At 60.6% G+C, this 16654-nt stretch carries 15 protein-coding genes; 6 read left to right on the top strand and 9 right to left on the bottom strand.

Translation table 11 applies throughout. The annotated features are described in order from the left end of the window. Positions 1-17 precede the first annotated feature (17 nt). Positions 18-1115, bottom strand: coding sequence for a carboxynorspermidine decarboxylase (gene nspC / locus FIV03_RS04290; RefSeq protein ID WP_152508775.1), 1098 nt, complete (start codon positions 1113-1115; stop codon positions 18-20). Further along, on the bottom strand, positions 1112-1264 hold the full coding sequence (locus FIV03_RS31505) for a hypothetical protein (RefSeq protein WP_158514224.1): 153 nt from the start codon (positions 1262-1264) through the stop codon (positions 1112-1114). The genes nspC and FIV03_RS31505 overlap by 4 nt, the downstream gene beginning before the upstream one ends. A gap of 242 nt (positions 1265-1506) precedes the next feature. Here FIV03_RS31505 and FIV03_RS31815 point away from each other — a divergent pair, with 242 nt between their 5' ends. Continuing rightward, positions 1507-1629: a hypothetical protein gene (locus FIV03_RS31815; protein WP_022999159.1), complete on the top strand. Its 123-nt coding sequence runs from the start codon at positions 1507-1509 to the stop codon at positions 1627-1629. Between the two features lie 95 nt (positions 1630-1724). On the opposite strand, the gene FIV03_RS04295 is transcribed toward FIV03_RS31815, so the two are convergent. The 4 genes from FIV03_RS04295 to FIV03_RS04310 form a co-directional block, all read right to left on the bottom strand. Beyond that, a complete protein-coding gene (locus FIV03_RS04295; protein ID WP_152508776.1) occupies positions 1725-3377 on the bottom strand; it encodes an ABC transporter ATP-binding protein in 1653 nt (550 codons plus the stop codon). A 2-nt stretch (positions 3378-3379) separates the two neighbouring features. After that, the gene (locus tag FIV03_RS04300) at positions 3380-4444 is read right to left on the bottom strand and encodes an ABC transporter permease (RefSeq protein WP_152508777.1); all 1065 of its coding nucleotides are present in this window, start codon (positions 4442-4444) and stop codon (positions 3380-3382) included. 10 nt (positions 4445-4454) lie between these two features. Beyond that, the gene (locus tag FIV03_RS04305; protein WP_031268720.1) at positions 4455-5411 is read right to left on the bottom strand and encodes an ABC transporter permease; all 957 of its coding nucleotides are present in this window, start codon (positions 5409-5411) and stop codon (positions 4455-4457) included. A gap of 185 nt (positions 5412-5596) precedes the next feature. After that, entirely contained in the window at positions 5597-7207 is a 1611-nt protein-coding gene (locus FIV03_RS04310; protein WP_022999163.1) for an ABC transporter substrate-binding protein, read from the bottom strand. Positions 7208-7627: 420 nt separating this feature from the next. Between FIV03_RS04310 and FIV03_RS04315 the strand changes: the two genes are divergently transcribed. The 4 genes from FIV03_RS04315 (at position 7628) to FIV03_RS04330 (ending at position 11817) form a co-directional block, all read left to right on the top strand. Then, on the top strand, positions 7628-9175 hold the full coding sequence (locus FIV03_RS04315) for a trimethylamine methyltransferase family protein (RefSeq protein WP_152508778.1): 1548 nt from the start codon (positions 7628-7630) through the stop codon (positions 9173-9175). Between the two features lie 62 nt (positions 9176-9237). Then, positions 9238-10341 (top strand): enolase C-terminal domain-like protein, encoded by a 1104-nt coding sequence (locus FIV03_RS04320; RefSeq protein ID WP_152508779.1) that lies wholly within the window; start codon positions 9238-9240, stop codon positions 10339-10341. A gap of 13 nt (positions 10342-10354) precedes the next feature. Next, the gene (locus FIV03_RS04325) at positions 10355-11086 is read left to right on the top strand and encodes an SDR family oxidoreductase (protein WP_152508780.1); all 732 of its coding nucleotides are present in this window, start codon (positions 10355-10357) and stop codon (positions 11084-11086) included. Further along, positions 11083-11817 (top strand): SDR family oxidoreductase, encoded by a 735-nt coding sequence (locus FIV03_RS04330; protein WP_152508781.1) that lies wholly within the window; start codon positions 11083-11085, stop codon positions 11815-11817. Before FIV03_RS04325 ends, FIV03_RS04330 begins: the two co-directional genes overlap by 4 nt. 15 nt (positions 11818-11832) lie before the next feature. Here the strand turns inward: FIV03_RS04330 and FIV03_RS04335 are convergent, their stop codons facing one another. Beyond that, positions 11833-12678, bottom strand: a complete 846-nt coding sequence (locus FIV03_RS04335) for a LysR substrate-binding domain-containing protein (protein ID WP_055657034.1) — start codon at positions 12676-12678, stop codon at positions 11833-11835. A gap of 90 nt (positions 12679-12768) precedes the next feature. On the opposite strand from FIV03_RS04335, the gene FIV03_RS04340 reads away from it, so the two are divergent. After that, positions 12769-13791, top strand: coding sequence for a permease (locus FIV03_RS04340; protein WP_152508782.1), 1023 nt, complete (start codon positions 12769-12771; stop codon positions 13789-13791). 24 nt (positions 13792-13815) lie between these two features. Here the strand turns inward: FIV03_RS04340 and FIV03_RS04345 are convergent, their stop codons facing one another. Both FIV03_RS04345 and FIV03_RS04350 read right to left on the bottom strand, forming a co-directional pair. Continuing rightward, a complete protein-coding gene (locus FIV03_RS04345) occupies positions 13816-15156 on the bottom strand; it encodes an FAD-binding oxidoreductase (RefSeq protein WP_152508783.1) in 1341 nt (446 codons plus the stop codon). After that, complete coding sequence (locus FIV03_RS04350) at positions 15153-16652, bottom strand: aldehyde dehydrogenase (RefSeq protein ID WP_152508784.1); 1500 nt, start codon at positions 16650-16652, stop codon at positions 15153-15155. The genes FIV03_RS04345 and FIV03_RS04350 overlap by 4 nt, the downstream gene beginning before the upstream one ends. Positions 16653-16654 lie beyond the last annotated feature (2 nt).

Raw genomic sequence — 16654 nt, forward strand, 5'->3', positions numbered from 1 at the left:
TGTTCGGGGTTCAAGTCTCAAGACAGACTTTGCTCGTAGTCCTGGTACGAAAACTCACGAGCAACGTGGACAGTGCCGTCCACTTCCTTGACCGCAATCGCGGGCATTTTCACGCCATTAAACCAGTTTTTCTTGACCATCGTGTAACCCGCCGCATCTTGAATGGAAACCCGGTCACCGGTCTTGAGTTCGGCAGGGAAGTTGAACTCGCCGAATATGTCGCCGGCAAGGCAGGACTTGCCACAAATCATGTAGCTGTGCGGCCCTTCGTTGGGGGTCACCTTCGCGGTCTCGCGGTAAATCAGCAGATCGAGCATATGAGCCTCGATGGACGCATCGACGATGGCCAGGTTCTTGCCGTTGAAGAGCGTGTCGAGCACCGTTGTCTCCAGTGTGGTCGACCGGGTGATCGAGGCTTCGCCCGGTTCCAGGTAAACCTGAACGCCGTATTTTTCGGCGAAGGCCTTGAGGCGGTCGGCGAAGAGGTCGAGTGGGTAGTCGTCCCCCGTGAAATGGATACCGCCCCCCAGGCTGACCCATTCCGCCCGGCTCAAAAGCCCGCCGAACTTTTCCTCGATATCGCCAAGCATGCGGTCGAACAGCGCAAAATCGGCATTTTCGCAGTTGTTGTGGATCATGAAACCGCTGATCCGGTCCATGACCTTTTCAATCTTGGTGACGTCCCATTCTCCGAGGCGGGAGAAAGGCCGGGCCGGGTCGGCAAGGTCAAAACTGGAGGAGCTGACCATCGGGTTGAGGCGCAGCCCGCGCACGATGCCTGCGGATTTGTCCGCGAACCGTTCCAGCTGGCTGATGGAATTGAAGATGATCTTGTCGGCATGGGAGATCACTTCATCGATCTCGTAGTCGGCATAGGCCACGGAATAGGCGTGGGTTTCCTTGCCGAAGCGCTCATGCCCCAGCCGGACTTCGTTCAGAGAAGACGACGTGGTGCCGTCCATGTACTCGCGCATGAAGTCGAAAACACACCAGGTCGCAAAGCACTTGAGCGCCAGCAGGGCCTTCGCGCCAGACCGCTCTCGAACGTAGGCGATCTTCTCCATGTTGCGGAGCAGCTTCGCCTTGTCGATCAGATAGTAGGGTGTCTCGATCATCTGGTTCCGTCGCCATCGTTGCCTGCGACCGGTTCGGGCCGCGCGGACAGGTGATTGGGAGCGATTTCCGGTTGCCCGGTTGTCCGGACCGGCCGGTTCGCCACAAGGCGTTCCAGCTTCGCTGTCGGCGTGACGGATACCGTCTCCATGCAGGACCTTGCAAGGGCCCGAGACGTCTTTCTTTCAACTGCCAGTCAGCCGGTTGAACCGCAATCTCCCGGTTTATCCGAGCTGCTATGCTTTACGTGAATGGAACGCAGAACAGTTATGCAAAAATAGGAGGGAGATTCGTGCTTTCACTCATTGAAATCTTAACTTTCCTCCCGTATTTGTCCGGCAGATCAAATATTCACCAGCCCGCTCAAGAGTTGGGCAAATTCTGGAGGTCGGCATGACCCGGGACGATCTCATTCGCGAATACAAGGCACAGAGCGGCTCCTGGCCGGCGCTTGTCGGCGTTTACGCCGTTATCGTGGGTGCGATGGCTCTTTCCGGCTACCTGATGGTCGGCTGATCCCGCACGCCTGACGAAACGTCGGCAGAGTTTCAATCACCCCCGGAGCGACCTCCGGGGGTGATTGCATTTTAAGGCAGGCAAACCGCCGGCGATCAAACGTCGGCGGCTTCGCCAATGGAATCGGTGCCGCGCTCTTCCAGAAGCGTCGTCAGCCAGTTCGGATCCATTTCGGGAACCGAAGACAGAAGCAGATCCGTGTAGGGATGATGCGGCGGCGTGAACATCTCGTCCTTCGGCCCCTGCTCCACCACCTTGCCGCGCTGCATCACCACAACCTCGTCCGCGATGGAGCGCACCGTCGCCAGGTCATGGGTAATGAACATGTAGGCCAGGTTGAACTCCTGCTGCAGCCGATCGAGCAGCTTCAGGATACCTTCCGCCACAAGCTGGTCGAGCGCGCTCGTCACCTCGTCGCAGATGATGAAGGCCGGGTCGGCCGCCAGGGCCCTGGCAATGCCCACACGCTGTTTCTGGCCGCCGGAAAGCTCCGGCGGATAACGATTGTAGAATTTTGACGGGTCCAGCTCGATCAGGTCCAAAAGCTCGTCGACACGGTTTTTCAGTTTCGCGCCGTGCAGCCCGCCATAGAACTGGGCCGGACGACCGATGATCTCGCTGATCCTGATCTTCGGGTTCAGCGCGGTATCGGCCATCTGGTAGATCATCTGCGCCTGGCGAAGCTGATCCTTGCTGCGGTCCTGATAGCGCGGCGGCAACGGCTCGCCCTTGAACAGGATCTGCCCCTTGGTGGGCGGCAACAGACCGGTGATACAGCGCGCCGTTGTCGACTTGCCGGAACCGGATTCGCCGACAACCGCAACCGTCATGCCCGGATAGATGTCGAAGGAGACATCATCCAGCACCTTGGTCTTGCCGTAAGCCGCATCAATTCCCTGCACGGAAACGATCGGAATGGCACCTGCCTCGGTCGGCCGCTGCTTCTGCGGCCGCTGGAAGCTGCGGACGGCCCAAAGGCTCTTGGTGTAGTCCTCCTTGGGAGACCCGAGCATCTGCTCGGTCGGCGCCTCTTCGACTTCCTCGCCCTTGAGCAACACCTTGATAGTATCGGCCATCTGCGCCACCACCGCTAGATCGTGCGTGATGTAGATCGCCGCGGTGTTGAACTGGTCGACAATGTCCCGGATCGCCGCCAGAACCTCGATCTGCGTGGTCACGTCCAGCGCGGTGGTCGGCTCATCGAAGATGATGAGATCCGGCCGGCACGCCATGGCCATGGCGGTCATCGCGCGCTGCAACTGGCCGCCAGAGACCTGGTGGGGATAGCGGAAGCCGATTTCGTTCGGGTTGGGAAGGCGCAGCCGCTCGTAAAGCTCCATGGCGTCTTCCTGCGCCTCGACCCGCTTTTGAATGCGGTACTGGATCGGCGCTTCCGTGTGCTGGTCGATAATCCGGTGTGCCGGATTGAACGAGGCAGCTGCCGACTGGGCGACATAGGCGATGCGCGATCCGCGCAACGCCCGGAGATCGCTCTCCGGCGTCGTCGTCAGTTCCATGCCGTCGAACTCGATGGAGCCGCCGGAAATCCGGCAACCGTCGCGGGCAAAGCCCATGGAGGCGAGGCCGATGGTCGATTTGCCGGCACCCGATTCTCCGATCAGCCCCAACACTTCCCCCTTGTGCAGGGTAAGGTTGACGCCATGAACGATCTCGACCCATTTTTCGTCCGAGTATCCCTCGATCCGGAGATCGGTGACCCGAAGCAGTACGTCTTTTTTCGGCACCATTCTCAAACCTCCTTCAGGCCGGAAGACCGGAACAGCATCCAGTCGACGACGAAATTCACCGCGACAGTCAGAAGCGCAATGGCGGCCGCCGGGATCAGCGGCGTCATTTCGCCAAAGGAAATCAATGTCGCGTTCTCACGCACCATGGAGCCCCAGTCGGCGGTCGGCGGCTGAATACCGAGGCCAAGGAACGACAGGCCTGCGATCAGCAGGAACACGAAGCAGAATTCGAGACCGAATTCGGCGATCAGCGGTGCTGTCGAGTTAGGCAGGATTTCCCGGCGGATCAGGTACCAGGTGCCCTCGCCGCGCAGCTTGGCCGCTTCGATGTAGTCCATCACCACCACGTTGCCGGCAACCGCACGGGTAAGGCGGAAGACGCGTGGCGAATAGATGACGGCAACGACAATCACGATCACCACCAGGTTGGTGCCGAAGATACTGAGCATCAGCAGGGCGAAGATCAGTGACGGAACGGACATGATGACGTCTGCGACACGGCCGATGAACTGATCGAACCAACCGCCCTTGGTGGCAGCAAGCAGGCCTGCAAATGCTCCCATGAAGAAGGCCAGCATGGTTGCCAGCAGCGCGAGACCGACAGAGTTGCGGGCACCGTAGATGATACGGCTGAACATGTCGCGGCCGAGCTGGTCGGCCCCCAGAAGCATGGTTTCATCCGGCGGTGCAAAGGCCGACGAAATGACTTGCGCTTCACCGAAAGGTGCAATCACGGGGGCAAAGACCCCGGCGATGGCGTAGGTGAAGATCACGAACATGCCGAAGGCGGCCGTGAGAGGTGCGGTCCGCAACTCCTTGGAGACACCGGCGGGCGTGATGATGATCAGGAATTCCCGGAACGCGTAGGATGTTCCGGCGGCCAGTGCCAGAAGACCGGCAGCCGTAGTGATGAACCGCAGCGCCGGAGCGCCGCCGATGATCCCCGCGATGAAGGAGATCATCGTCAGGGAAAAGACAAGAATGAAGACGTTGCGCTTGTTGAAATAGGCCGCCAGGCAGGAAGCCCCGATCAGCAGCGCATAGTAGCCAATAACGAATGTGCTCATGTCGCTGCCCTTATTTCGGATGCCGCAAACGCGGATTGGTCAGGATCGCGCCCACATCGGCTGCCAGGTTCAGCAGGATGAAGGTTGCCGCGAAGATCAGACAGCAGGCCTGCACGATCGGGAAATCGCGTTTGGCAACCGCGTCCACCAGAAGCTGGCCCACGCCCGGATAGACGAAGACAACTTCCACCAGAACCACACCGGTAATGAGGTAGGCGAGATTGAGGGCGACGACGTTGATGATCGGCGCCCAGGCGTTGGGCAGAGCGTGTTTGACGATCACCTTCCAGGGCGGAACGCCTTTCAGCCGTGCCATCTCGATGTAGGGCGAGGCCAGAAGGTTGATGATCGCCGCGCGTGTCATGCGCATCATGTGCGCCGTCACCACCAGCACCAGGGTCAGCGCCGGCAGGAAGGTTCGATGCAACAGATCCCCGAAGCTCATGTCCGCGCTGAGGCTGGCAATGGCGGGGAAGTAGTTGGTCTTGACCGCCAGGTAGAGAATGAGGATGTAGCCGAGAAAGAATTCCGGAGAGGAAATCGATGTCAGCGTGACCACGTTGGCGACCCTGTCGAACAGGGTATTGCGCAGGAGAGCGACAATCACGCCGAGAACAATGGAAACCGGCACCGCGATGACAGCCGCGTAGGTCGCCAGGAAAAGCGTGTTGACGAACCGGTCGCTGATGGCAGCACTGACCCGCTCGCCAGAGACGAGCGAGACGCCGAAGTCACCGGTGAGTGCACCGCCGAGCCATTGGAAATATCGCAGGATCGCGGGCTGGTCGAGGCCGAGCTTCTCTCGCAGGGCGGCGACGGTTTCAGGCGTTGCTCCCTGTCCAAGAACGGCCTGGGCAATATCGCCGGGCAGCAGTTCAACTGCAAAAAAGATCAGGATAGAGACCACTAGTAGCGTGATCGCACCTAAGCCAAGTCTCTTTAGGACCAGCTGTAGGATGTCCCCCATTTGTCCCTCCAGAATAGGAAAGCCCGGCACGGCACATAGCGCCGCCGGACACATATCGGGCAGGTTCCTGTCAGCTCTTTTTGCTTTGCGTTGGCAGGAGCCCTGTCCGTCCAGGTCGGCCCGTCCCGCGTCCGGGGCAGGGCCAAATTGCAGGCGGCGGCCTTAGCCGCCGCCTAACCCCTCAATCAGGACTCGAACCACCAGCGGCTGGCGGCACGCGCGCCGTCATTTTCCCAGCTGGCAGCCAGTTTCTCGGGCGTGCCCACCTTCGCGCTGTTGGCGTAAACGAAGTTGTTGAAGAACGGGATGATGGTGCCGCCATCGTCCCGGGCCAGCATCGCCATCTCGCGGTACATTTCCGCGCGCCGGGTGTCGTCCAACTCGGCCTTGGCCTGAAGCAGAAGCTCGTTGAAGCGCGGGTTTTTCCAGTGAGACTCGTTCCAGGCCGCGTCGTTCTTGTAGGCCAGCGTGTACATGACATCAGGTGTCGGACGCGCACCCCAGGACACGAGACAGAACGGCTTCTTCAGCCAGACGTCGGAATAGTAACCGTCGTTCGGTTCACGCACGACATTGATGTTGATACCCGCCGCCTTGGCGTGTTCGGCATAAAGTACCGCCATGTCGACCGCACCCGCATAGACGCTGTCCGCGGTGCTGAGGCTGACCGTGAGACCTTCCGCGCCCGCTTTCTTGAGCAGGGACTTGGCCTGGTCCGGATCGTAATCACGCTGCGGGATGTCGTCCGGCCAGTAAGGCTGGGCCGGCGAATGGTGGAAGTCATTGCCCTTGGTGGCAGCACCGAAGGTGATCTTCTCGATGATGTCATCCCGGTTCATGGCCAGCTTAAGCGCGTTGCGCACGTCCGGATTGTCGAACGGTGCCGTGTCACAGAACATCGGCAGCGTGATCGCGCCCGCGGACGGGATGTTGTGGATCTTGATGTTCGGATTGCGCTGCAGCAGACCCATGGTCTTCAGCTCGATCAGCGAGACCGCATCCACATCGCCGGTCACAAGCGCCGTCTGACGAGCGTTCGGATCGTTCAGGGTGATCAGCTCGACCTTGTCGAAATAGGCGCCCTCACGGTGCCAGCCGTCATGCCGGCTGAGGCTGAACTGGACGCCGAACTCGCCGTTGTCGATCTTGTAGGGACCTGTGCCGTCGCCGGACTGCCAGTCGATCGTGCCGTCGTCGTTGGCCGGGCAGATCGCCATGTGATAGTCGGTCATCAGCCATGGGAAGTCGGCGTTGCCGCCGGACAGCTTCACGACAACGGTGTAGTCGCCATCCTTGGTGATGTCGGTGACATCCGTCAGCAGCGCCTTGGCTGCGGAGGTTGTCTTGTCGCCGCGGTGGTGGTTCAGCGATGCGATGACATCGTCAGCCGTCAGTTTCCTGCCGCTGTGGAACTCGGCGTTTTCAGTAATCTTGAAGGTCCATTCGGACGCATCCTCGCTGGCTTCCCAGCTGTCGGCCAGATCCGGCCCAAGCGACCCGTCGCCCATGATCATAGTCAGGTAGCTGCGGTGCGTGTGGGCGAGGAAAATCATCACGCGGGTCAGATAGGTACCCGGATCGTGAGAATCTGAGGTGTTGCCGTCGTGGATCCCCCAGCGGAACGTCCCGCCCTGCTTGGGCTGGGCTTTCGCCTCGGTCGACCACAGGCCTGTTGCGGTGCTTGCTGTCAATCCGGCCAGCACGGAATAGCGAAGGAAATCACGCTTACTGATTCCTCCCGTGCGGGCCGCTGCTTCAAGCCTTTCGAGCATCTCGGCATCTTTGGACTTCGTCATCTGTCTCCCCTTCCGGTTCTTCTTGAACAGTCACTTGCCAATTTCCCAAACGTAGCATCCGTTGTTTTTTTGTAACCATGATGCTCATTTGCGACATTTACATAGCAAAACACGAACTGCCCCTGCTCGGCCACCCCCATGGATAAATTCCTCATTTAAAATGTTTAATGTTGACTGGCTGCCCAGATATTGTGCACAGCAACATTATTATGAATGATTTTTGATTTTCAGACAGGCACGGAAAATGCTACGCGCGTATATTCTGGTCTACTGATACAGATCTCAGATAATTCTTTTAGATGAAAAACGATTATTCTCCAACAATGTCGGAAAATGCAGTGCCAGTTCGTATTTCGGCACTGTCGGGCGGTAAATCAGGCGCATTCTTCTTGTCAAAATAACCGATTACCGGAGAACAAGATGAGTGTTGCCCAACGCAGCCGCAGCGGCGGCCGTGCCGGCCGCCGGGCTATTCGCACCGCTCCCGACCATACCATGCAGCCCGGTCTGCGGCGCACCCTTCCCCTGTGCGAACCCATGGACGAAGAGCAGATCCGAAAGCTGGACGATGCCTCCATGGCAATCCTGGAAGAGGTTGGTATCGTCTTTCGCGATCCGATTGCCCTTGCAGACTGGAAGCGGGCCGGTGCCAAGGTCGAGGGAGAGAAGGTCTACCTGGACCGGGAGCTGGTGCGTGAGCTCATCAGTTCGATCCCATCCAGCTTCACCTATCATGCCCGCAATCCGGCAAAGAATGTCCCGCTCGGAGGAGATCGTTCGATCTTCGTGCCGATGACCGGGGCACCATTTCTGCGTGATCTCGACAATGAGCGGCGCAATCCAACGCTTGCGGACCTGGCCATGTTCCACAAGCTCAGCCACATGCTGCCGGCCCTGCATTCCAGCGCCCACCACATCGTGGAGCCCTACGACCACCCCATCAGCCACCGGCACCTGCGCATCACCTATTCTTCGATCAAGTATTCGGACAAGACCTTCATGGGCATGACGACAAGCCCGAAGAACGCCGAAGATGTCATGGAAATGTGCGCGATCCTGTTCGGTGAGGACTATCTGGAGACCCATCCGGTCACAACAGGAAACTGCAACGGCAATTCTCCGCTGGTTTGGGACGAGACCATGCTGGGAGCTATGCGGGCCTTTTCGAAACGGAATCAGCCCGTGCTCTGCTCCCCCTTCGTGCTTGGCGGAGCCAATACCCCGGCAAGCGTCGTCCCCGCCGTCGCCCAGCTCAACGCGGAAGCCCTGAGCGCCCTTGCCTACACCCAGGTGATCCGGAAGGGCGCACCTGCGATTTACGGGCATTATCTGTCGACGGTCTCGATGAAATCCGGTGCGCCGATGGCCGGCACCCCCGAGATCAGCCTGATGAACTTCATGATCGGGCAGATGGCGCGGTTCTACGATGTGCCCTGGCGGACCTCCGGATCGCTCGGCGGTGCCAAGACCTTTGACGCGCAAGCCGGGTATGAGAGCGCAGCAACGCTGAGCGCCGTTATCCATTCAGGTGCCAACTACGTCTGGCACGCGGCCGGCTGGAACGAGGCCGGGATGCATTGCTCCGTTGCCAAGTTCATCGTCGACGCCGAGCAATGCGCAATGGCCTACCGCATGGCGGAGGGCCCGCGCTGGGACGATTTCGACGAAGGCCTTGCCGCCATTCGCGACGTCGGCCCTGGCGGGCATTACCTGGGGCACCCGCACACCCAGGAGAATTTCCAGCGGGCGTTCTTCATGCCGGAGACCTTCGACAACAATTCCATCGAGCAATGGAAGGCCGAGGGAGAAGTGGAGATCACCGAACGGGCGCTTGGCATCGCCCGCAAGCTTCTGTCCGAGTATCAGGAGCCTGCTCTCGACCCCGCCAAAAACGAGGCCCTTCTCGACTACATCGCGCGGCGCGAGCGTGAAATCCCGGCGGCAGATGCGCTGAACCAGGACTATTGAACCGCGGTACCGGCCCAAAACCGGGCTGCCTGTGCATTCTCTTCTGCCCTACGAGGCGGTTCATGAAAATCAAGTCTGTCGAGCTCTTCCGCCATGACCTGCCGGTCAGGGGCGGCCCCTACAAGATGGCAAACGCCGAGGTCTGGTCTCTCCAGACCACCCTGGTCAAGCTGACTGCGGACAACGGACTTACCGGCTGGGGGGAAACCTGCCCCGTCGGCCCGACGTACGCCGAAGCATATTCCGGCGGAGCGCAGGCGGCGCTGCAGCAGCTCGCCCCCGCGCTGATTGGCCAGGACGTTCGGCCCCTGACGATCGGTCGTCTCATGAACGGCCAGCTCAACGGGCACAACTACGCAAAGGCGGCAATCGACATTGCCGTTCATGACCTGCTCGGCAAACATCTGGGCCTTAGGGTTGCCGACCTTCTCGGTGGTGTCGCAGCGGAACGCGTTCCCTCTTATTACGCAACCGGTGTCGGTGCTCCCGAAGAGATCGCCAGCATTGCCGCGGAGAAACGGGACGAAGGCTACCCGCGCCTGCAGGTCAAGATGAGCGGGAAGGACGTCGAGCGCGATATCGAGACGATCCGCAGGGTCTGGGACAAGATCGCCGGATCCGGCATGCGTCTTGCGGTCGACGGCAACCGAGGCTGGACCACACGAGACGCGCTGCGTGTCAGTCGCGAATGCCCGGATATTCCGTTCATTCTGGAACAGCCCTGTAACCGGATCGAGGACCTGGAGAAGATCAGGCCGCAGATCCACCATGGACTTTACATGGACGAGAACGGTGTCGACCTGGCAACGGTCATCCGTGCCGCCGGGCGCGGACTGGTCGATGGATTCGGCATGAAAGTGACCCGGATCGGCGGACTGCAGCAGATGGCTGCGTTCCGGGATATCTGCGAAGCCGTCTCGCTGCCACATACCTGCGACGATGCCTGGGGCGGCGACATCATCGCCGCCGCCTGCACCCATGTTGCTGCCACTGTGAAGCCGTCTCTGCTGGAAGGGGTCTGGCTTGCGGAACCCATGATCGAAGGCAGTTATTCCATCGGCGAAGGCGTTCGCATCCGGGACGGTCACATTGCCCTGCCACAAGGCCCGGGCCTTGGTGTCGAACCGGATGAGACCCTGTTCGGCACCGCCATGGCTTCTTTCTGAACTGGAGACCGACATGCGTTTTAAAGGCAAACGCGCCCTTGTGACGGGCGCCGCCGGTGGGATCGGCAAAGTCATCTCCCAGATGCTGCGGGCAGAAGGGGCACGCGTGGCTGCAGCCGACCGGAATTGCGATGCCGTTGATGCGGAAGTCCGGATTTCGGGAAACCTGCTGGACCCGGCTTATGCAGACGCACTGCCCCTCACGGCGGCCAAGGCACTTGGCGGCCTCGACATCATCATCAACAACGCCGGTGTCATTACCCGCGGACCGGTGACCGAGACCAGCGATCAGGACTGGGCGCTGTCGGTCGGGGTCAATGTCGAAGCTCCTTTCCGCATCTGCAGGGCGGGTATCCCGTTGCTGGCGGAGGCCGGAGGTGGGGCCATCGTCAACATCGCCTCTTGCTGGGGTGTTCATCCGTGCCCGAACCACGCTGTCTATTGCATGACCAAGGCGGCGATCGCTTCCCTGACCCAGTGCATGGGCCGGGACCATGCCCACCAGGGCATCCACATCAATGCCGTCTGCCCGAACGAGGTCGACACACCGATGCTGCGTACCGGGTTCGAAAAGCGCGGCTTTGATCCCGCAACGGCGATTGCCGAACTCGGCAGGACCGTTCCGCTTGGCCGGGTGGCGCGGCCGGACGATATCGCGGACGTCGTTCTGTTTCTTGCCTCCGATGCCGCGCGCTACATGTGCGGCTCGCTGGTTGAGGTCAACGGCGGGAAACCGGTGTCATGATGCGCTTCGAAGGAAAGATTGCCCTTGTCACGGGCGGGCGAAGCGGCATTGGTCGTGCCATTGCCCGGCGCTTGCAAAATGAAGGTGCCAGGGTCTTCACGGCCCAGCGCGGCGAGGATCCCGAGTTTGAGCATGTCCGGGCGGATTTTGCCGACATGGACGCCCCCGCCCGCATTATCGAAGACGTTGTAACGAACAGTGGCAGGCTGGATGTGCTCGTCAACAATGCCGGCCTGATGCGGGAAGCGGCGATCGAAGATATGTCGCTCGCCGACTGGCAACACTCGTTGGCGGTCAATCTGACCGCGCCTTTCCTGATGATCAAACATGCCTTGCCGCATTTGCGCCAGACACGCGGAAGCGTCGTCAATGTCGGCTCCATCGAAGGCATCGGCTGCAATCCGCTACACGCTGCCTATTCCGCCTCCAAGGCCGGGCTTCACGGCCTGACGCGCGCCGTTGCGGTCGATCACGGCAAGGACGGTGTCCGCTGCAACGCGGTTGCACCAGGCTGGATCGATACGGAACTCAATCTCGAATTCATCAAGGCGACCCCGGATCCAGATGCCTTCCGGCGCGATATTGGCAAGATCCACCCGGCTGGCCGGACGGGCAAGCCGGAGGAAGTTGCCGCCTTGGTCGCTTTCCTGGCAGCGGAGGAAAGCGGTTTCATAACAGGGCAGGTCTACACCGTTGATGGTGGCAGAATGACCCGGTTAAGCTTGCCCTGAAGGGCTTGAAGCGGTTCAAAATGCCTGCCGAATAGCGGACTTCATTGTCCTGACAAGATCCTGATTGGCGCTGGCTGCAACGCCGATGACAAGTTTCGACATGGGAGTCGAGGCAAACCCATGCTCGTTACCAAGCACCTTGAGGTGGCCCGCGAGAGTAGACCGACCCAGAAGCCCAATCGCAATACCCGCTTCCACGGCAGCCGTTACCCCCGCCACGCTCTGGCTTGAAAAGGCAATCCGGTAAGGCCTCCCTCTTGCCTCAAGCGATTTGAGGGCCGCCTCACGCCACCAGCAGGCGCGGTCGAAAAGGGCGACCGGAACCGGCTCTTCGGCCAGAAGATCCCGGTAACGCGACATTACCCAGCAGGTCGGGTCCTCGAAAACCACTTCTTCGTTTCTGCCGATCGTTTCCACCTCATAGACGGCAAGATCCAACCTTCCCCTGGACAGCAATTCCGGGAAATCGGTGCTGATCGTACAGGTTACCTCAAGCTCCACCTGCGGGTGCGATTGTGCGAAGGCAGACAGGATCTTCGCAAGCTTTGCCTGGCCATGGTCGTCAGGAATGCCGAGGCGAAGCTTTCCGCGCAAACCATCGGCGGTGATTTCCCTCAGGACGGCATCCAGCCGTTCTTTCACATCCCTTGCGACCGGCATCAGGCGCTGTCCGGTTTCCGTAAGTGTCACGCCGCGACCGGTCCGCTCGAACAGATCCCGCCCGATCACCTCTTCAAGGCGCATGATCTGAAGACTGGTTGCCGATTGTGATCGGCCAATCAGGCGGGCACCTTCCGTGACGCTGCCCGTCCCGGCAACCGCCAGAAAAGTTCGGAGGAGTTCACTGTCGAGATTATTCATCCAATTTTTCAATATCTGACATTTAAGATATTCGTTTCACCAATACTTAGATCACGCCTAGTCTGAAGCCGTCAATCACTGGAGGCCTTCATGGAAGGACAGACGGCAACAGCCACGTTTTCTGGATCCCGAAGAATTGCCGCCGGAGCCGGAGCTGGCCTTCTCGCCGGGCTTGTCTGGCTGTGGCCGCAGTTCTTCAAACAGGGGATCCTGTTCACCGGACAGGGTCTCCTTCAAGTTGCTCCGCTCGTCGTGCCGGGCATAGCCCTCACGGCCTGGATCATGGCCAGCGGTGCCGACAGGATCATCGGCCGCGCGTTTGAAGGACGGCTCATGCGCGCGGTCCTCGTGGCGTCTGCCATGGGGGCGATCACGCCGGTCTGCGGGGTGACGATCCTGCCTCTGATGGCCGGGTTGCTGGCAGCCGGGGTTCCCCTTGCCCCGGTCATGGCGTTCTGGCTGTCCTCGCCGATTACCGACCCGGCCATGCTGGCGACTACGGCGGCGACCCTCGGTGTCCCCTTTGCAGTCGGCAAGACCGTGGCGGCCTTCGGTCTGGGTGTATTTGGCGGATCCGTCACAGCAGCGCTCACGCGTGAGCGAAGCGGTGAAGCGGCGCTGCGGTCTGGTGGGCTCGCCGCGAAATTGACGGCGCGGTGCTGTGACGGCGCGACATCGTTTGAACCGCGTGTCTGGCGCAACAGCAGCCGGCGCAAGGCCTTCGCGCGGCAGGCAGCGGCAACGACACGGCTGATCCTGATCTGCCTGATCCCGGCCTTCTTTGCCGAATATGCGCTGAATGCAGCTCTGCCCCCGGGATCGCTGGCAGCCTATGTTGGCTCGAGCACCTGGTGGGCCATACCCGCCGCCGTCTTCGTCGGCGCACCGGCCTATATCGACGGTTATGCGGCCTTGCCGCTGACCCGCGGTCTCGTCGACAACGGCATGTCGCCCGGCGCGGCGATGGCGTTTCTGGTCTCCGGAGGTGTTGTCAGCATCTGGGGAGCACTTGCGATATTTCCCGTGCTGAAACTGCGCCCATTTCTGCTTTACCTGGTGCTTGCCGTTACCGGGTCACTGATCTCGGGCTATGTGTTCGAATGGGTCTACTGACGTCCGGTCGGTCTCTGGCCGGGATCATTCCTCGGCCGCGCGCCATTCCTTCCAGCGCAGCACGACATTGGCGCCGATTTCCCGGAATGGCTGTGGCGGCAGTTTTTTCGGCCGGGCTTCAGCACCGAAATGACGGGTAATACTGCTGGTCCGGCCCAGCGCGAGATCAGCAGCGCCCATGCCGGTCAGGGTTCCGCGTGCGGTGCCGAGACCGTTTTGCACGCAACCGGAAAACACGTCCTGCTCCAGTTCGCGCATGACCGCGACACCGTTCAGCGACAGGCAAAGGTGTCCTGCCCACTTGTATTCCATCTTCAACCCTGCCAACTGCGGAAAACGCCGGTCGAACTTGCGTTGCATGACACGGGCCGCACGTTCCACGCTTGCCGGGGTCAGCCGCATGTCGGGTTTCAGCACAGCGCAGGTTCTCGTAACGATCCTGTTTCCACCCTGACCGGCGTCGATCCGGCGCAAGGTCGTCCCCATAGGATCAGATGGCGTGATGCCCCAACGGCTTTGGCCGCCAAGTTTCTTCAACGCCTCACTGTCCAGCTCGGGCGTCATGACGGCAAACAGGAACAGCTGCATCAGCCGGTCTCGTTCGAAACCGAAACTCTCCAGATGACCATTGACCGTGAGGATGACTTTTGCCGTTGAAACGGATCCGGATCGCGTTTCCACCTTCCAGCTTTCGCCTTCCCTGGCGAAAGATAGGACCGGGCTTTGCTCGAAAACCTGCACGCCTTCCCGCCGAAGTCCGGCGGCAAGTCCGCGGATATATCCGGCAGGCTGCAGCATGACGGTACCGGGGGTATAAAGTCCGCCAACGTAGTGTCTGCTACCGGTCAGGTCCGCCATCTGTTGCCGGTCGAGCAGCTCATATTTTTCACCGAGGCTCGTCAGATGGTCGGCATAACTGCGGTTATGATGATCGGCCTTGATACTAGCCGCACCGTTGATCTTGCCTGCCGGATCAAAAAAGTTCCTGTCGATTCCGTAGTCCTCGACCGCGCCACGCGCAAAGCCGATTGCCTCTCGATTGAGGGCGATCAGAGACTTGTCGTCACCGTTACCGGCATAATCCTCCGATGTCAGCTCATGCGGCAGGTCGATCATGAATCCGGAATTGCGTCCGGCCGACCCTTCCGCAACCCGGCAAGCGTCGAGCACGACAACCTTGAGATTTCGGTCTGACTGGAGCAGGCGCCGCGCCGCCGACAGACCGGCAAAACCGGCGCCGATGATCGTGACATCCGCGCTGATCTGTTCGCTCAGCAGCTGCGCAGGCTGCTGCTTCGGCAGGATGGTGTTCCAGGCCGCCGGGCCTTGCAGGTTCGGCAGAGTGTCGGCGGCCCGTTTCGTCATCCGACGGCCTCGTCCTCGTCGTCGGACAGATCCAGCCAGATGGTCTTCAGCTGAGTGTACTGGTCGTGTGCCGCCAAACTGTTGTCCCGCCCGCCGAAACCGGACTGTTTGAACCCTCCGAACGGTGTGGTGATGTCGCCTTCACCAAAGCAATTGACGGTCACGGTGCCGGCACGGATCGCCCGGGCACCACGCAGCGCCTTTCTGGCGTTGCCGGTGAAGATCGAGGCTGCAAGGCCATACTGCGTATCGTTGGCCAGCGCGATAGCCTCATCGAAGCTTCTCACGGTCAGAACGCTCAAGACAGGACCGAAGATTTCCTCCCGCGCAATGGTGGACACCGGATCGGTTTCCAGAACGGTCGGTTCGACGAAGGCGCCATCGCGGCTGCCGCCGCCCATCAACACCTTTGCACCCTTGTCCAGATAGGAACTGACCTTGGCGAAATGATCGCTGGAGACGAGCGCACCGACGCGATGCTCCGGATCAAGGGGATCGCCCATCGTCCATTCCCGCGCATGGGCCAGGATGCGCTCCAGCAGTGCTTCCTTGATGTCTTCTTCCACGATCAGGCGGGAACTTGCCGAACAGTTCTCGCCCATGTTCCAGAACGCGCCATTGACGACGTGAGCAGCCACCCTGTCGAGATTTTCGGCGTCCTTCAGGACAACGCTCGGGTTCTTGCCGCCCATTTCCAGAACGACCTCCTTCAGGTTGCTGTCGGCAGCATAGCGCAGGAACCGGCGGCCGGTTTCCGTCGAGCCGGTGAAGGAGATCATGTCGACATCCATGTGCCGGCCAAGCGGTTCGCCGACGTCCGGACCGGACCCGGGAACGACATTGAAGACACCCCGCGGAATGCCGGCTTCCATGGCAAGTTCCGCAATGCGCAGGGCGGTGAGCGATGTTTCTTCGGCCGGCTTGACGATGACCGAACATCCTGCCGCCAGCGCCGGACCGATTTTCCAGGCGAGCATCAGCAGCGGAAAGTTCCAGGGCAGAACCAGCCCGACGACGCCAACCGGTTCGCGCACGATCATGGCGATGTGATCATCGGAGGCGGGCGAGACCTGGTCGTAGATCTTGTCGATCGCCTCTGCGTGCCATTTCAGGCAATGGATCGTCTCCGGCACATCCACGGTTTCGCAATCGTAGATCGTCTTGCCGCTGTCGAGGCTCTCCATCACGGCCAGCTCCCGCCGGTTGCGGGTGATGAGCTTGGCAAAGCGGATCAGCGTGTCCTTGCGGTCCGCCGGATGCAGCTTCGACCAGCGGCCGTCCTCAAAGGCCTCCCGGGCCTTCAGCACTGCGAAATCGACATCCTCGGCCCCGCAGGCTGCCACGGAGGCGAGTGTCTCGCCGGTGGCGGGATTGACCGTCTCGAAGGTCTTTCCCGATGCCGCCGGGCGGTAAGAGCCGTCGATGAAGGCATTTGTCGGCAAGGTCAGGCCGGCAGCGAGCGCCTTGTATTCCTCGCGCGTCAGAAGGTCGGTCATGA

The sequence above is a fragment of the Labrenzia sp. THAF187b genome (assembly GCF_009363375.1).
GTDB lineage: Bacteria > Pseudomonadota > Alphaproteobacteria > Rhizobiales > Stappiaceae > Roseibium > Roseibium algicola.

Bases quoted from the DNA above. Each gene is read 5' to 3' on its own strand.
- FIV03_RS31505 (WP_158514224.1), bottom strand. From the start codon at position 1,264: ATGGAGACGGTATCCGTCACGCCGACAGCGAAGCTGGAACGCCTTGTG.
- FIV03_RS04315 (WP_152508778.1), top strand. From the start codon at position 7,628: ATGAGTGTTGCCCAACGCAGCCGCAGCGGCGGCCGTGCCGGCCGCCGG.
- FIV03_RS04305 (WP_031268720.1), bottom strand. From the start codon at position 5,411: ATGGGGGACATCCTACAGCTGGTCCTAAAGAGACTTGGCTTAGGTGCG.
- FIV03_RS04350 (WP_152508784.1), bottom strand. From the start codon at position 16,652: ATGACCGACCTTCTGACGCGCGAGGAATACAAGGCGCTCGCTGCCGGC.
- FIV03_RS31815 (WP_022999159.1), top strand. From the start codon at position 1,507: ATGACCCGGGACGATCTCATTCGCGAATACAAGGCACAGAGCGGCTCC.
- FIV03_RS04320 (WP_152508779.1), top strand. From the start codon at position 9,238: ATGAAAATCAAGTCTGTCGAGCTCTTCCGCCATGACCTGCCGGTCAGG.
- FIV03_RS04300 (WP_152508777.1), bottom strand. From the start codon at position 4,444: ATGAGCACATTCGTTATTGGCTACTATGCGCTGCTGATCGGGGCTTCC.
- FIV03_RS04345 (WP_152508783.1), bottom strand. From the start codon at position 15,156: ATGACGAAACGGGCCGCCGACACTCTGCCGAACCTGCAAGGCCCGGCG.
- FIV03_RS04340 (WP_152508782.1), top strand. From the start codon at position 12,769: ATGGAAGGACAGACGGCAACAGCCACGTTTTCTGGATCCCGAAGAATT.
- FIV03_RS04295 (WP_152508776.1), bottom strand. From the start codon at position 3,377: ATGGTGCCGAAAAAAGACGTACTGCTTCGGGTCACCGATCTCCGGATC.
- FIV03_RS04310 (WP_022999163.1), bottom strand. From the start codon at position 7,207: ATGACGAAGTCCAAAGATGCCGAGATGCTCGAAAGGCTTGAAGCAGCG.
- FIV03_RS04335 (WP_055657034.1), bottom strand. From the start codon at position 12,678: ATGAATAATCTCGACAGTGAACTCCTCCGAACTTTTCTGGCGGTTGCC.
- FIV03_RS04325 (WP_152508780.1), top strand. From the start codon at position 10,355: ATGCGTTTTAAAGGCAAACGCGCCCTTGTGACGGGCGCCGCCGGTGGG.
- nspC (WP_152508775.1), bottom strand. From the start codon at position 1,115: ATGATCGAGACACCCTACTATCTGATCGACAAGGCGAAGCTGCTCCGC.
- FIV03_RS04330 (WP_152508781.1), top strand. From the start codon at position 11,083: ATGATGCGCTTCGAAGGAAAGATTGCCCTTGTCACGGGCGGGCGAAGC.